We start from the raw sequence: 15666 nt of genomic DNA on the forward strand, positions 1-15666 counted from the left end.
TGATTATCCGAACACCATTTTTTGAATTGTATTACCTAGCGCTACCAAAACAATACTGACAATGGCCAGGCCTATGCCTATCCAATTTTTGCCACTAATCCTTTCTTTGAACAAAAATATACCAAGCAATGTAGAAAGCATTACAATAGCAACGTTATTGATCGTAAATATTGAAGCACTATTTAAGGTTTCACTATCTAATGCCTTCATTAAAAAGTATATGGAAAAAAAATTCGGGACCCCCAAACAGATACCTCCAATGACATTCTTAGAATTTATTTGTAAGCCGCCTTTAAAAGATTTCAACAAAATGAACAAAATCCCACAGGATGCTGCCGATCCAAATACCACGGCTGAAAACAAAGGGAATTCCTCTTCAGGTACGGATACCTGTTGGGCGTATTTTATGCTCGTGTCTATGATGCCGGAACCAATAAATACAGCTACGGGCAACAATAGGAGGTACCTGTGATTGACTACATTCTTCTTTCGCATGGTGGCCAGGTATACCGCCACCAAGGCCAAAAGGATGCCCAAAATTTCAAAAGAGCCAAGGCGCTCCCCATACATCCACATGCCGAAAACAACGGGTATCGCCAATGACATCTTCGTTGCTACGGATGCCGCGGAAACCCCCACTTTTTGTGAAGTGGCCGCCATAAGATTGAAAACAACAATGAACAGTACGCCCAAAAGAATCGTTCCAAAAAACCAAGGTTGTTCAATGACCTTTGTAAATTCAATGTTACCAGTATAGAAATAGATTCCTACGGAACACGCAACAAAGTAATTGACAATAATGGCATAAAGTGTCTGTATCCTGAATTTGGTGTAAAGTTTAAAAATCACAAAGATCAGACTGGATGCTAGAACGCTCAGTGCCAAATATTCCATTACAGCTTTTTGTTTAGCTCAACAATATCCTCTTTCCCGACTAGAAGGTTCCAACATCGTATCCCTAATTTTTGCGCACTATCCGTATTTGCCTTGGTGTCGTCAATAAAAAGTGTTTCCTCTGGAACTAGCGAATTTTCGTTCAATACGTATTCGTAAATATTGGTATTGGGCTTGCGCATCTTAATCTGTTGGGACAAATAGAAGCCTTCGAAACAATTTCTGAAACGCTCAAAACGTTCCAGGCCCATGGTCCTTTTTACATATTCGATGTGAATATCGTTCGTATTGCTCAATAAAAATAAACGGTAGGTTTTTTTTGTCTTTAATTCCTCTATAAATTCCAATCGATATTCCGGAAAATCAAGCAGGATAGAATTCCAGGCATCCACTAAATCGGTTTTAGCGGCTTTCGGATACATTTCCTTTAGGCCTGCCAAAAAATCTATGGATGACATATGGCCCATTTCATACTCCTTGCAGAGGCGGTCCAAAGCATCGGTATATTCGGTATAGCCAAAAGCTTCCATATTTTTAAACACTGCTGGCTTGTCCAGGTTGATGAAGATATCGCCAAAATCAAATATGATATTTTTTATCATTCCGGATTATTTTTAAATGGTCGTTTAAAATGTATTTTTCTCGCACTAGTTCTCCTTGCAAGATAGGGGCTTTTATTCCTTTTTTAAAGACGTTTTTTCCAACAAAAATCCTTGCTTCGTCCCACAGGTTTTCATCGATAAAACTTTGAATAGTTTTGGCTCCACCTTCCACAAGAACACTTAGTATATTCCTTTCAAATAGATTTTTAGACACCTCTAAAACATAATTACTTAAACTTTCAATATACTGTAATTCAATATTTTTTATTATTTTATTTTGATTTTCACTTGAAGTAAAAATAATTGTGGGTTGTTTCCCATCCAAAACATGTAAACCATTTGGTATTTTACGATTTTTATCGATTATGAGTCGGATCGGCGCCCTTCCTTTCCATAGTCTTGTGTCTAGTTTCGGATTGTCTTCCAGTACGGTATTGGTTCCCACCAAAATGGCCTGTTCCTCACCGCGCCATCTATGGACCAATTGTCTGGAATAGGTGTTGGTAATCCAATAAGGTTCGGGTTTGGAATTTCGATGTTCCTTGATGGGTGCAATAAAACTGTCTGAAGTTTCGGCCCACTTCAGGATTATGTACGGGCGTTTTTGTTCATGAAATGTTAGAAATCGCCTGTGGTGTTCCCTGCATTCTTTTTCCAAAACCCCAATAGTGACTGAGCATCCGGCCTTTTCAAGGATTTCTATGCCATTACCGGCAACTTTCTCATGTGGGTCCCTTACTCCTATGACCACCTTGGGAATCTTGTTTTCAACAATTAAATTGGCACAGGGTGGTGTTTTTCCATAATGGGAGCAAGGCTCCAGGGTTACGTATAGGATAGATTTTGATAGCAAAGTTTTGTTCTTTACGGAACGAATGGCGTTTACTTCAGCATGGGCCCCGCCATAGGGGCTGGTATAGCCTTCCCCTATAATACGGTCGTTATGGACAATGACGGCACCTACGGAAGGATTGGGTGCTGTGGTGCCTATTCCATTTTTGGCAATTTCAAGGCAACGCCGCATGTATTTTTCATTCACAGACATCAAGGGGTTGGGGTTGATTGAGTCCGTACCCGCAGGATACGGCTTGTTGAAAACTGTTTTTTAGGTTTTTGCCCATTTCATGTATCTTCACCAATCAAAAATAGTACTTTAAAGCCTATTATTTAAAAGCAATGCAAGAGGTTGTAATACGGGAGATAAGACCCTCCGATAATGATGAAGTGGCGCGTGTCGTGCGCGAGGTTTTAGTGGAAATGGGTGTTCCTAAAGTGGGTACCGCCTATGCAGATGCGGCCTTGGACCAAATGTACGAGACCTATAATGTGCCCAGGGCAACGTACTTCGTCATTGATGACGGCGGTAAAATCATTGGTTGTGCCGGTGTTGCCCAGTTGGAAAACTATGATGGTAACGTTTGTGAGCTTCAAAAAATGTATTTTTTAAAGGCTGCCCGTGGACGTGGTTTGGGTGCAAAAATGATGGAGACCTGTTTGGAACGCGCACGGGAATTCGGTTTTGAGAAATGTTATTTGGAAACCATGCCTTACATGGAAGACGCCCAAAAACTTTATAAAAAGTCCGGTTTCGAATATATCGATGCGCCCATGGGAAATACGGGGCATTATTCCTGTCCCGTTTGGATGCTGAAGACTTTGTAATATGTTGCTTAGTGAATTAAAAAAGATTTTTCACAAAGAACTGGACGCCCTGTACGGCAAAGAGGAGGTTTCCAGTTTTTTTTATTTGCTGATTGAGGATTATTTGTGCCTGGAGCGATTTGTCCTTGTCATTCAGCCAGACTTGCGAATTCAAAAGCATGAGGAACCAAAAATGTTCGAGGCATTGTCACAATTGAAAGAGCATCGCCCCATTCAACATATAATCGGGTCGGCGCACTTTATGGGTATGGACTTCAAGGTGGGTCCGCAGGTGCTGATACCTCGTCCGGAGACAGAGGAATTGGTTCGTTGGGTGTTGGCTGATGTAGATAAACAAGCCAATCTGGATATTTTGGACATGGGAACGGGGAGTGGTTGTATTGCCATCGGCCTTGCCAAATCCTTGAAAAATGCAAATGTTCAGGCTCTCGATATTTCAGAAGAGGCGCTTGAAATCGCCCGTGAAAATGCCCTTAAAAACGAGGTGGAAGTTCATTTTTTCAAGGCCGATATGTTGGATTTTTATAGTGAACTTTCATTTGATATAATAATATCCAATCCTCCTTATATCAGGAAGTTGGAAAAAAATAAAATGAATAAAAATGTTCTATTGTTCGAACCTGAGTCCGCACTCTTTGTCTCCAATGAGGACCCATTGATTTTTTATAGGGGAGTCGCCGATTTTGCATCGAAACATCTAAAACCAAACGGTATGTTGTACCTGGAAATCAATCAGTATTTGGGTACGGAAACATGTCGTTTGCTTCATACTTATGATTTTAGTGAAATTGAATTACGAAAGGATATGTACGGGAATGACCGCATGATAAAAGCTAAACTATAATACAAAATATGGACGTCGAATCTACCATCAAGGACTTAAGGGAGGAGCTAAGGGACCATAATTATAATTACTACGTTCTGGACAACCCTACGATTACCGACTTTGAGTTTGATATGAAGTTAAAGGAGCTTCAGGATTTGGAAGCTAAGCACCCCGAGTTTTATGATGAAAGTTCGCCTACCATCCGCGTGGGGGGCATGGTCACGAAGCATTTTGAAACCGTTGTGCACGAGCATCGTATGTATTCCTTGGATAATTCCTATTCCAAGGAGGATCTGGAGGATTGGGAAAAAAGAATCCAACGGAATTTAGGGGATGCCCCTGTCTCATATACTTGTGAACTTAAGTATGATGGGGCCTCCATCAGTATTACCTATGAAAACGGAAAATTACTAAGAGCGGTGACCCGGGGAGACGGTTTTCAAGGCGATGATGTTACTACCAACATAAAAACCATAAAGTCGGTACCCTTGCAATTGAAAGGGGATTATCCGGACAAGTTTGATATACGGGGGGAAATCATACTGCCGTTTGATGGTTTTGCCAAGATGAACGAGGAGCGGATCGCCAACGGGGAAGAACCGTATATGAATCCAAGGAACACGGCTTCGGGCAGTTTAAAATTACAGGATAGCTCTTTAGTGGCGCAACGACCTTTGGAGTGTCTGTTGTACAGTATCGTTGGAAGGAATACCGGCATAAGCACCCAGTTTGAAATGTTGGAAAAGGCGAGGGAATGGGGTTTTAAGGTGCCTACAGTGGCGAAATTGTGCCATAGTACACAAGAAGTAATGGAATTTGTTGAATACTGGGACGTAAACCGACACAGTTTGCCTTACGAAACGGACGGCGTAGTGGTGAAGGTCAACAATCTCCAACATCAGGAGGAACTGGGGTATACCGCCAAGTCCCCAAGATGGGCCATGGCCTATAAATTCAAGGCGGAGCAGGTTTACACCGTATTGAACGAAATCACCTATCAAGTGGGGCGCACTGGGGCCATAACCCCCGTGGCCAACCTGCAGCCCGTTTTGTTGGCAGGAACGACCGTCAAACGGGCCTCCCTGCACAATGCCGACCAGATTGAAAAATTGGATATTAGGGAAGGGGATACCGTTTTTGTCGAAAAAGGCGGGGAAATCATTCCTAAGATTATTGGGGTGGATTTAGCTAAACGGCCAGCAGATTCCAAACCGACGGAATACATCATGGAATGCCCCGAGTGCCACACCGCTCTGATGCGAACTCCAGGAGATGCGAAACACTACTGCCCCAACGAATACGGTTGTCCGCCACAAATTACGGGTAGGATCCAGCATTATATTTCCAGAAAGGCCATGGATATCGAAGGTTTGGGCGGAGAAACGGTGGAGTTGCTCTTTAAGGAAGGCCTGATCAATGATTATGCGGATTTGTACGACCTTACCAAAGAGCAATTGTTGCCATTGGAGCGGATGGCGGAGAAATCCGCAGAAAATTTGGTCCAGGGGGTTGCGGATTCCGTTAAGGTGCCTTTTGAACGGGTTTTGTTCGCCTTGGGCATTCGCTATGTGGGTGAGACCGTTGCCAAGAAATTGGCGAAAGCCTATAAATCGGTCGACGCGCTGATGGTGGCTACCAAGGAGGAACTGGTTTCAGTGGACGAAATTGGCGACCGGATTGCGGAAAGCGTGGTGGATTTTTTCCAAAACCCAAAGAACTTGGATGCCATAAGTCGCTTGAGGCAAAAAGGGGTGCAATTGGAACTATCGGCAGAAAAGCTCGAAAACCAAACCGATGTTTTGAAAGGTGCTACCTTCGTAGTTTCGGGCGTATTTGAAACCGTGAGTAGGGACGAGCTTAAAAAATTGATAGAAGACAATGGGGGCAAGGTGGGTTCCTCAATATCCTCCAAAACGGGTTATTTGATTGCTGGGGACAAAATGGGGCCCAGCAAAAGGACCAAGGCTGAGTCTTTGGGCATACCTATAATCACGGAACAGGAATTTTTAGTAATGATTTAAATAAAGTGTATGGATTATTTTATTATCAGTGCAGTACTAGTTTTTATTTCGGCAATTTTTGGATATATCAATGTCCGATTTTTAAAGTTGCCCAACACTATTGGACTGATGCTAATAACCATTGTGTTTACCTTGGCCGTTTTTGTTATTGGCTATGTGGACGATACGCTGTTGAATGCCGAAAGGTATATTATTTCCAAAATCGATTTTAAGACCGTGCTCTTGGATATCATGCTAAGCTTTCTGCTTTTTGCCGGTGCCCTGCATACTAACTTTGAGCAATTGAAAGTACAGAGATGGCCTATTTTGGTATTTTCCACGCTGGGCGTTTTGGTATCGACCTTTTTGGTAGGGACGATAATGTTCTATTTGTTGAAAATGACCCCTATGCAAGTGGATTATATACATTGTTTACTTTTTGGGGCACTCATTTCCCCAACCGATCCTATCGCCGTTTTGGGAATCTTGAAACAAGCTGGAGCTCCCAAAAAATTGGAAACCAAGATTGTAGGCGAGTCCCTGTTCAACGATGGGGTAGGGGTAGTCGTGTTTTTGACGATTTTTAAAATGGCCTCCTCAGGTGGGTCACCAGTAGAACCCATCGAAATTTTGGAGCTTTTTGGTGTTGAAGTAATCGGTGGTATTCTTTGGGGATTATTGATTGGTTGGATTACGTACCGAATGATGCGAAGTATAGATGATTATGATATTGAGGTCATTATTACGCTTGCCGCGGTAATGATGGGTACGGTGGTGGCCCAAAAGTTACATCTTTCCGCACCGTTGGCCATGGTAACGGCAGGCTTGGTCGTGGGGAACGATACGGTGCGAAATTCGGCCATGTCCGAAACCACTGAAACCTATGTGGACAAGTTTTGGGAGCTGTTGGATATTTTGTTGAACACCTTATTATTTGTACTAATAGGTATGGAGATGTTGGTCATCAGTTTTGAAACGAGTTACATTGTGGCCGGCTTGATTGCTATCCCCATAGTTCTAGGTTGTCGCTATTTGAGCTTGCTTATGCCTATTAAATTTTTTGAAAAAAAATTGGATTTTGTTCCGGGTACCAGTTTGGTCATGACTTGGGGCGGACTGCGGGGAGGTATTTCCATTGCCTTGGCTTTGGGGCTTACCCAAGATATGAATAGGGACCTATTTTTGGTCATCACCTATGTGGTCGTGGTCTTTTCCATCATCGCCCAAGGTTTAACCGTTGGTAGTCTGGTAAAACGCGTTGCAAAATGATACCCAAGGATTACGCCGAATTTGAAGTAACTTTATCAGGTTCCCAACCACCGCCTGATTGGCCAGAAGGGCTTAAGTCCCTTTGGTTCGATGCCAAGGGTGACTGGGAGGCTTCCCATGACATTGCCCAAGATATGCATAATCAGCTGGGCAGTTGGATCCATGCCTATCTACACCGCAAGGAAGGCGACCGGTTCAATGCCGGTTATTGGTATAGAAAAGCGCAAAGAGACTTTCCAGAGATATCTTTACGGGAGGAATTAAAGAATTTGGTGGAGTTTATTATTATAAACGCTAATTCGAATATTTGAATCTTATCCAATAATTACGGGTGCAATCTGTCCATTAGGGTGTTTTCCTGACTCCTTCTAAAATATCAGAACTTAAGTTCACCATATCATCTGAAGTATGAAGAACAGAGATATCTCCGGTGGACTCTAGTACAACAGCCTTCACCTGTTTATAGTCTAGTACATTCGCTTCTCTTAATTTTGCCACTAATTGTTTTTTTTCTATTCTGGCATGTTTTAGATTCTTGTAAAGAATTTTGTTTCCATCCATCAATAGTAATGGTTTGTTAGAAATTAAAGAACCGAATTTTGGATAAGCTTTCTGTAAGAAGGAAAAAACAAAAGTTAACAGAAGTAGACTTGCAATAGCCACGGATCCATGAACAATAGTAGTACTGGACGTTAAAGTTGATGAAATAATACTACCGATAGCGACGGTAAAGGCAAAATCGTATGCCGTAAATTTGGCGAATGACCTAAGTCCTACCATTCTAGTTACCATGATTATTACGATAAAAATTAAAAGGCTTCCAATAAAGGTTTCCCAAAGAGGGTCTTTGATATTATATATCCATTCCATTTTTTACTTTTTATGACTCAATTAATACGCTGAACTTGGCAGTTGTCAAAACATCTATAAAAGATATTCCTAAACTCAAATTATTGGGAAAATACTCAATACCCAGTGAGTCCAGGTGGGCAAATAATAAATTAAGTAGCTTTAAAGCTTACAGGTTATTTCTGGGTAAGTTAATTTCTCATGTGAATCCATATACATCGGACTTATAAGTTTGTCGACGCGTGAGTTTTGAATTCTTGGTAATATATAGATTTAGTGCTATTTAAATTAACAATGTCCAGTATGGTTTACTTAACACGCTAATATTTAGTATTTTACAATCTATTTCTATTCTATTTCAGTTACGAAAGAAAAAATAATATATACCAAAACACAGTAGTTATAAGGTATTGTGCTTCGAATATCCTGGAGGTTGAATCCCCTTCATCCGTAAATAGCTTATTGCCTGCGCCCTGTGGTGGACGGTATGGTTTTCGGCCCGAAGTATAAGGTCTAGGTGGGTATGGCCCTCTAAATACCAAGGTTTTACCTTGTCCTTTCCTTTTTTTAAAAAGGCATCGGATAACTCTTTCAAATTTGTTAAAACAAAATCATAGGTTTCATGGAGATAGGCAACTATTAATTCCTTGTTTTGCTCCGGACTCCGTTTTTGTAGACTATCGGCATTAAAAACACTTAAAGGGTCCGGCATTTCCAAAAAGAAAGGCGCTTCTTTTAGGGTATTAAAATCGGCATAGGTCTTTTCATCCTTCAACACACCAATGAACATGTTATTCGTATACCCGATATGTAAAAAATGCTGGGCAAAGCTCATTTGTGCCGGACTGGGCCTGAATTCCAAGTCCTCTAAGGGCATAGTGTCCAAAACGGATAGCGTATAGCTTTTGGATTTTTCCCATCGGTTTATCAAAATATTAGCAATACTGGAATCTTCTTTTTCCAATTTTGGCATTTTGGTGGCAAGAAGCGTCAGCGGACTTAATCCCAACCATCCCAGCAAAAGTCTTCTTTTTATATTTGGTTTTAATTTCATACCATTTTAAAAATAAAAGGGGTCTTGTTTCAATTAAACTTCAATATAGCCCATTTAAAACGGATAACGACCCAATGGGCCCTTCTTTTGCCTTTGTTTACTTGGAAGCTACGGCCGTCTTTTCAGTATCAAAATAGTTGGAAAGAATCGAGGCCAAGGCCTCCTCGCCGTTTAGAATACGTTCTATTTTATTTAATGTTCTTGCTGGTAGCACCGGTTCCAAAGGTTGGTTCACTTTCTTTATTCTGTGAAATACCTTTTTAATCTTGTTGTCCCAGACTTTGTGGTATTTTATAAGGTCGTCCGGATACACCGTCTTTCTTTTGGTTCCTTCATTGATACCTCTAAACGGGCTCGTAATATTCAAATACCCATAATCATCGGTCAATTGTTCTCCGGGCTGGATATCCCTGATGGCAATCTCAAAATCATAGGCCGTAGTAAGGCAGTTGGAATTGAAACTATGGTTTACATACCTACCATGGTCCCAACAAAGGACTAGGTTTCCGTTACTATTTCGGTAGGTATAGGTGTCCAAAATTTCCTGATAGAGCGGTTCCATATTTTGAAAATCCAAGGGACTGAATTCTCTATCGAGTTTATCCAGTACCCAAGTTATGGTGCCTGCGGGTATTAGTTGGGTGGCCACAACTCCGTAGCCTACTTCGTTGCTTATAAATCGTAATTCGGTATGCGGGTGAATCATTATATAGATAGGTTTAAGTCTCTCTTTATGAGTTGGTTATAATAAACAAGTCACTACCAAACCCCATTCGGATTAAAAATTAAAATTAGATTATTTCTTAATACAAATACAGGAATTAATTTTATTTGCAAAGGGCATTTTTGCCTTTTTTGTAAAGTCTTTTGTTGTTTTATTTTATCCCCACGGAGCTTCGATATCCATCGAAGCGACGAGGAATCTAACCTAATCCTGGATTTCTTACATTCCTTACAGTCGACTTCGACTCCCATTCGACTGCGCTCAGGGCAGGTCGCCCAGTCAGACAGGTTAGAAATGACACTTGACTATAAGGTTCGACATGAAAAAGTCCTTACTTAAAACGACTATCTAGCATAACGCTGAAAGAATTCCTCGGTATCCTTAATATCCTCCAATCGTAGCATCCAGCAAACCTCGGAAAGGTCCGAAAAGTCCAGTCCATCCTCTGAAACAGCTTCATTGTTATAACGCCAGTCCTTGCCATTGTATTGATGGGATAGTTTAACGGCCAACTCCCAAACGGATTTCAATTTGGGGTCTTTTAATTCTTCCTGCCATTGTGTGTAACCGGGCGTACGGAAACCTGGGGTACCATTGCCAACGGCATTGCCATCGGGGATTTTGTGATAATCAGTCTGTTGTTTGGCAAAGTCCAATAGCTCAGGGCTGGTCACTTCCTCGTTCCAATCGCTGTGCTGTACAATGTGAATTCTATTTCTAGTTTCTAACTCCGTAAGTTTTGTTTGAAGGGCCTTTACCAGTTTGGCGGAGAAGTCCGACTGACCTGCTTCGGCAATCCAGATATCACCCTGGGCCTCCAGCGTTGTCATTGCCTTTTTGGCCACTACCTCTACAGCGGCTTCCATACGATTATGGGCATCGGTCCAGTTGGTACCAAAAGCTTTTTGAAAGAGGTCATTGGGCGGTACATAAAGCCCATCTTGAATTCCATACGATCCGGCCACCGCGTGGTAGTTTACATGCATAAAGTTGGGGTGGGACATAAGCGTTAACAGTCCGGCTGCAGCATGCAGGTCGTCCACATCGGTTTTACAGTCAAAATGCATTAGCAATAAATCCTTCCCCAAATCAAATCGGGGCCGATTTTGATACAGTTCCAGTGCCTTCAGGTATTTTTTTCCGCCTTCTTCGGTCTGGTCGTTCAGAAAGTCATTGAGTTCCGGATGCGCTTCGTTGATGAAGGTGAGCAGTCGGGTCCTATTGTTTCCAAAAGTTTCATCATCAAAATCCACGTATTCTGTCCGGACCTTGATAATCTTACCATCTGCAATGGTGATATAATAGTCGCTTACAAATGGCTTTTCATTTAAAAATTGGATACGGGTGTCCAATTTAGAAGCCCGGGCCTTTACCGTACCGTTTTCTTCTTGAACGATATCCAATACCTCATAGGTTGGGTCAAAAACAGCGTCCCAATTCAATAGTTCTTCGTAGTCTTCATGGGAATATGTGGAAGTATAATCCCCTTCCTCGGTTACAAGGCTATCCGCCAATAAATTCGGGATTTGGGCATAGTTTGAGGTATTCAGCATCTCGAAATACTGTTTTGCAAGTTCCTCAGGTGCTATTTTTTCCTCTTGTTTACAGGAAGTAAATCCTAGGGCGAAAAGGGCCAATAAAATAATTGTTCTATTCATCTTTGTTGTTTAAGGGGATTGTCCAAACATTTTTTTCAAGGTCGATGCTACCGCCCATTTGTTCTTGAATGACCTTCTCCGTGATGCGAAGTCCTTTTTCGGCCATTTCTTCAAAGGTATCGATTCCATCGTTGGGAAAATTTTGTCGGGTTCTGTGGATATTGAATTTATTGGAGAATTGCTTATCAAAGGCCTTCTCCACACCTTCTTTACCCAACATAAGACCCAGCATGCCGCCCCAAGTAGCCGTGGGATTGTCCGAATCCCAACCCGTGAGCACCCCAATTTTAATGGTTTCCTTTAAATCTCCTTCGCCATAGAATAGACTGACCAAACTAGCGGCAAAATTGATACCTGCGGCAAAACATCCGTTGCAATATAAATTTTGGGAGGTGATGTCATATCCGTCCAATTGATGTACCTGATATCGTTCATAAATGGAATCCCGGGTTTGTTCCCAAGGAATCCCGGAGTTGTATAAGTCAAGGACATAGTCGTACATTTTGGCGGGGTACTCGCCATTTGGCAACCCTTCCCGGGCCTTTTGGGCCATATTTTTTATGCGTTGGGGCCTATTTTGCTCGGAGGGACTTGCGGCGAGGGAATACATGGTAACATAAAACTGTGAAATATCCTCGGCTTCTTCACGGGCCACGGTGCGTATGGGAAGGTCCGCGAGTTTGTTCGCTATATCCGGTCGGGCAGGGGCGAAGAGTCCGAAAATTTCTGTTGTAAGCTGTGCATCGATCATTTCAAAATGTTCGTTGCGTTGCGGACTGCCCGTTTCTGGAGGTAAAACCCCTTCCTGCATCAAGTCAAAGGCTTTTTGATTGGAGACCCATAGATAGTTTTCCTCTTCCGGGCGAATATGGGTTAACCATCCGTCCCGTATTTGTTCCGGACTCAATATGCTGGTATTGTTCACGCCTAGCAGATGCTGATACATATATTCAATGTCCGTATCATCGTCGGCGCCCCAGATTTCCGTGGTGTCCCGAAAAACAAAATCGATGTTGGGGGATAGGTCGCTTGGTTCTCCATTGGAAAAAATACTGGGTTGGTCCGGTTTGCCCCAATCGTCTCGGGTATAGAAATCCCCGGTTTTAATTTCACCGATGTTCCCAATCTTGTCCATCTCCGTGACGAGCCCCGTCCAATTGGCAATGCATTGTGCCAACCAAAATCCGTAGAGCTGGTCTTTGTACATATCCCTGGATATGGTTATGTTTTCTGTTTCCTTAGGGGAAGCTGTTTCTTTGGTGTCATTTTTACAACCCAAAATGAATATAGAGAGGATGACAAGGCAAATTACCTTTGGTTTCATTAAGGAGGTTTTAATCAGGTTGATTATTCCTTAAAAATAGGGGATAGTAGTTGATTTGGCAACTTGGATTTTTTGGATTTCTTACCCTCCTTGAAATCGACTTCGATTCCCATACCACTTTGCTCAGGGCAGGTCGCTCAGTCTGACAGGTGCGAAACGATTCTTTGTTTGTTTTTGTCATTCCATCAGAGCTCCGATGGATAACGGGGCGACGAGGAATTTATTTCTGGTTCTTTAGATTTCTCACGCTCTTCCTAGGTTCAAAAAATTAGTATGTTTTTCACACTATTATAATACTTAAATATAGTCTGATTGGTTTGAAACGAAAATGTATAACTAGAGACGGGCGCAATCGCCTTACTTCAACCGCATTTCAGGAAACGGAATATAGGTATCATCGCCAGGAACTTTGGGGAATTTCTTGTCCATCCAGTCCTGTTTTTGCTGTTTTAGTTTTTCCCGGTCAGACGATACAAAGTTCCACAATAAATAATGTTCCCGTCCCAAGGGCTTCCCCCCGAACAACAACAACTGCGTGTTCTCCTTCACGTTAATGTCGCAGTGGTCCTCTGTTTTGGATATCAGCATTTGGCCGGCCTTGATTTCCGAATCTTTTTCGTAAACACTGCCAGTGACCACCACAATGGCGATTTCGCCTTCCAGTTCCCCATTGATTTTAATGGTCTTTTCTTCCGGACTTTCAACTTTAAGCATGAACAAGGGCGAATAAACTTTTAGGGGCGATTTGCGGCCGTAGCCTTCGCCCGCCACCAAGGTATATTTGGTGTTCCCTTCTTCCCAAATGGGTAAGTCCTCTTTTGGAACGAACTGAAAATTAGGTTCCATCTCCTCCAATTCCTTGGGCAAGGCCACCCACACCTGATAACCGTGCATGGTAAATGTAGCATCTGTTCGTAAATGGGGTGGAGTACGCTCCGTATGGGTTACGGCCTTGCCGGATGTCATGAAACCTACATCCCCTCGGGTAATAATTTTGTCTGCGCCTGTACTATCCTTGTGGGCTATTTCGCCTTCAAACAAGTAGGTCAAGGTACTTAGACCGGTGTGAGGATGTTGGTCCACGTCCATATAGATGCCTTTTCCCAAGGTAGCGGGCCCCATATGATCAATGAAGGTAAAGGGACCTACTTGTCGCTTTTTACGGATGGGCAGGAGTCGGCCTACGGTAAATTGGCCAATATCCGCCGGTTTTTCATCTACGAGAATCTGATTGTTTGTCATGGGTTTTGAGGATTTCGATTGTCGGCATGACCTTATTTGAAATTATTTTGCCGACCATTCCCTTGAAATATAGCAAAAAATCAACTTTGGACGATGCTATATTTTTCTTAAAAAACATCCTTTGAAGGAAGAAAAAATAGGTCGTCACGGTTTTGCATCGACAATCAAAAAAAATTGAGCCCCCGTTTTCCAAAACTTGAAATTTTTTCTTTTTGAATTGTTTTTCGCCGCCTTTCTGAAAAAGAGCTAAAGCAGTACAACTACTACGGAACGGCTTTCTTTCAAATTTATACTTAATTTTTCTCTACCTGAAATCGCAATACCGTTTTTAGTTTTTCTGGGGCCGTCTTTCGGGCATCGGTAAGATAGATTTCCTTATGAATTTTGGAAATTCGTTCAAATCCCTGCGCAACCGTATATTTCTGCATGATTTCAAAACTTGTTGGTTCCGTATCATAACTCCCCAAATGCAACATTTGAACACAGGTACCTTCCTTAATAGTCTCGAATCTAACCAAATCCAATAAGACATGCGGCTTTTTCTCCTTGGTACGTTGCAACACGAGTTCGAAGAACTTTTGGTCGACGAAATCGGGCTGACGGATCATCAGCTTAAAAACAAGATCGTCCTTATTTAGGGTGCCCGTAAAGTTCTTTTTTGCCTCATCATTGATATCCCACACGCCTTCCAATGGATAAACCGTACAATCAAAATAGTCCCTAGGTGCCAATCCTGTTTTATAGCTCATTTTTACTGCATAGGAAAGGGCGTACAAAACGCTGATATATTCCGAAAAAAAGGCACTGTTTGGATTTCCCTCACCTTCTATCGTAAAGTAACTGAAATCAGGGATATCTAATATTTGGGGCCTGTTTTGTGGGAGATAAATTTCTTTCTCCTTTTTTCTCCATTCGTGTTTCATGGTACAATTGTTTAATTGGGTCAAAATTAAGAGGCATTTGTGACATCCCCTTGTCAGCAGGTTTAATTCAAGAACAAAATATGAACCACCGGTTTAATCCGGATACGGCTGTAGCGCACTATTAATCAGCTACCGTTTCGCTTCTTTTTGCCAATTTTCTTCTTAGAAAACGTACCCAAAAATTCCATGGGGTTCTTTTGGTTTGTTCAGAACACTGGTTTTCCAGTTTGTCAAAACTGTCTTCAATAAGGGCATTGTGCAGGGACCGAATGCCCAAAATCCACAGCCAAGTCGCTTTACCGATAGTTCTCATGGCAATCGTGTGTTTAATTTCGGTGGCTTCCCCACCCAGGGCTTTCAATTCAAATGTATGGCTGCCATGGAATCCCTGGGGCCTGGAAAACCGAAACTGGATCATTTCATCAGGGTCATATTTTTCCACCGTATACCGAATGGGGCCATGGCCGCCTTTGGACCCCACCTTCAATCCTTCCTTGAATTTCATGGCGGGCCATTTTTCATAGGGCCATATCCTGTCATCTGTAGTAGAAAGTGTTTTTAGGAGTGCGGCCACCTCTTGTTTGGGAAGGGGGAGGATGCGTTTATGGACGTTCAGGACTCTCAAAGTATTCCAGGATA

The 15666-nt window shown here is 42.2% G+C and carries 16 protein-coding genes; 5 read left to right on the forward strand and 11 right to left on the reverse strand.

What is annotated here, in order from left to right:
- Window positions 1-3 precede the first annotated feature (3 nt).
- From DZC72_RS11095 to ribD, 3 genes are read right to left on the reverse strand one after another with little or no spacing between them, the layout of a single operon-like run.
- Window positions 4-894 carry a DMT family transporter gene (locus DZC72_RS11095; protein WP_125223000.1) on the reverse strand — a complete coding sequence of 297 codons (891 nt, stop codon included), beginning with the start codon at window positions 892-894 and terminating at the stop codon, window positions 4-6.
- Window positions 894-1496, reverse strand: coding sequence for an HAD family hydrolase (locus DZC72_RS11100; RefSeq protein WP_125223001.1), 603 nt, complete (start codon window positions 1494-1496; stop codon window positions 894-896). The genes DZC72_RS11095 and DZC72_RS11100 overlap by 1 nt, the downstream gene beginning before the upstream one ends.
- On the reverse strand, window positions 1474-2541 hold the full coding sequence (gene ribD / locus DZC72_RS11105; RefSeq protein WP_125223002.1) for a bifunctional diaminohydroxyphosphoribosylaminopyrimidine deaminase/5-amino-6-(5-phosphoribosylamino)uracil reductase RibD: 1068 nt from the start codon (window positions 2539-2541) through the stop codon (window positions 1474-1476). The genes DZC72_RS11100 and ribD overlap by 23 nt, the downstream gene beginning before the upstream one ends.
- A 131-nt stretch (window positions 2542-2672) precedes the next feature.
- Between ribD and DZC72_RS11110 the strand changes: the two genes are divergently transcribed.
- From DZC72_RS11110 to DZC72_RS11130, 5 genes are read left to right on the forward strand one after another with little or no spacing between them, the layout of a single operon-like run.
- Complete coding sequence (locus DZC72_RS11110) at window positions 2673-3158, forward strand: GNAT family N-acetyltransferase (RefSeq protein ID WP_125223003.1); 486 nt, start codon at window positions 2673-2675, stop codon at window positions 3156-3158.
- A 1-nt stretch (window position 3159) separates the two neighbouring features.
- Complete coding sequence (gene prmC, locus DZC72_RS11115) at window positions 3160-4002, forward strand: peptide chain release factor N(5)-glutamine methyltransferase (RefSeq protein ID WP_125223004.1); 843 nt, start codon at window positions 3160-3162, stop codon at window positions 4000-4002.
- 8 nt (window positions 4003-4010) lie between these two features.
- The gene (gene ligA, locus DZC72_RS11120; RefSeq protein ID WP_125223005.1) at window positions 4011-6005 is read left to right on the forward strand and encodes an NAD-dependent DNA ligase LigA; all 1995 of its coding nucleotides are present in this window, start codon (window positions 4011-4013) and stop codon (window positions 6003-6005) included.
- 9 nt (window positions 6006-6014) lie between these two features.
- Window positions 6015-7253: a cation:proton antiporter gene (locus DZC72_RS11125; RefSeq protein ID WP_125223006.1), complete on the forward strand. Its 1239-nt coding sequence runs from the start codon at window positions 6015-6017 to the stop codon at window positions 7251-7253.
- Window positions 7250-7564 (forward strand): hypothetical protein, encoded by a 315-nt coding sequence (locus DZC72_RS11130; RefSeq protein WP_125223007.1) that lies wholly within the window; start codon window positions 7250-7252, stop codon window positions 7562-7564. The genes DZC72_RS11125 and DZC72_RS11130 overlap by 4 nt, the downstream gene beginning before the upstream one ends.
- A 34-nt stretch (window positions 7565-7598) precedes the next feature.
- On the opposite strand, the gene DZC72_RS11135 is transcribed toward DZC72_RS11130, so the two are convergent.
- From DZC72_RS11135 to DZC72_RS11170, 8 genes are all read right to left on the reverse strand, one after another.
- Window positions 7599-8123, reverse strand: a complete 525-nt coding sequence (locus tag DZC72_RS11135; protein WP_125223008.1) for a DUF421 domain-containing protein — start codon at window positions 8121-8123, stop codon at window positions 7599-7601.
- Window positions 8124-8502: 379 nt separating this feature from the next.
- Window positions 8503-9156: a DinB family protein gene (locus DZC72_RS11140; RefSeq protein ID WP_125223009.1), complete on the reverse strand. Its 654-nt coding sequence runs from the start codon at window positions 9154-9156 to the stop codon at window positions 8503-8505.
- 97 nt (window positions 9157-9253) lie between these two features.
- Window positions 9254-9862 (reverse strand): SET domain-containing protein, encoded by a 609-nt coding sequence (locus DZC72_RS11145; RefSeq protein ID WP_125223010.1) that lies wholly within the window; start codon window positions 9860-9862, stop codon window positions 9254-9256.
- A 362-nt stretch (window positions 9863-10224) separates the two neighbouring features.
- Window positions 10225-11538 carry a nuclear transport factor 2-like protein gene (locus DZC72_RS11150; protein ID WP_125223011.1) on the reverse strand — a complete coding sequence of 438 codons (1314 nt, stop codon included), beginning with the start codon at window positions 11536-11538 and terminating at the stop codon, window positions 10225-10227.
- Window positions 11531-12862, reverse strand: a complete 1332-nt coding sequence (locus DZC72_RS11155; protein WP_125223012.1) for an ADP-ribosylglycohydrolase family protein — start codon at window positions 12860-12862, stop codon at window positions 11531-11533. Before DZC72_RS11155 ends, DZC72_RS11150 begins: the two co-directional genes overlap by 8 nt.
- Before the next feature lie 357 nt (window positions 12863-13219).
- Complete coding sequence (locus DZC72_RS11160; RefSeq protein WP_125223013.1) at window positions 13220-14104, reverse strand: pirin family protein; 885 nt, start codon at window positions 14102-14104, stop codon at window positions 13220-13222.
- 293 nt (window positions 14105-14397) lie between these two features.
- A complete protein-coding gene (locus tag DZC72_RS11165; RefSeq protein WP_125223014.1) occupies window positions 14398-15027 on the reverse strand; it encodes a GyrI-like domain-containing protein in 630 nt (209 codons plus the stop codon).
- Window positions 15028-15148: 121 nt separating this feature from the next.
- Window positions 15149-15652, reverse strand: a complete 504-nt coding sequence (locus DZC72_RS11170; protein WP_125223015.1) for a hypothetical protein — start codon at window positions 15650-15652, stop codon at window positions 15149-15151.
- Between the last annotated feature and the right edge of the window lie 14 nt (window positions 15653-15666).

The organism is Maribacter algicola, from assembly GCF_003933245.1.
Taxonomy (GTDB): Bacteria; Bacteroidota; Bacteroidia; order Flavobacteriales; family Flavobacteriaceae; genus Maribacter; species Maribacter algicola.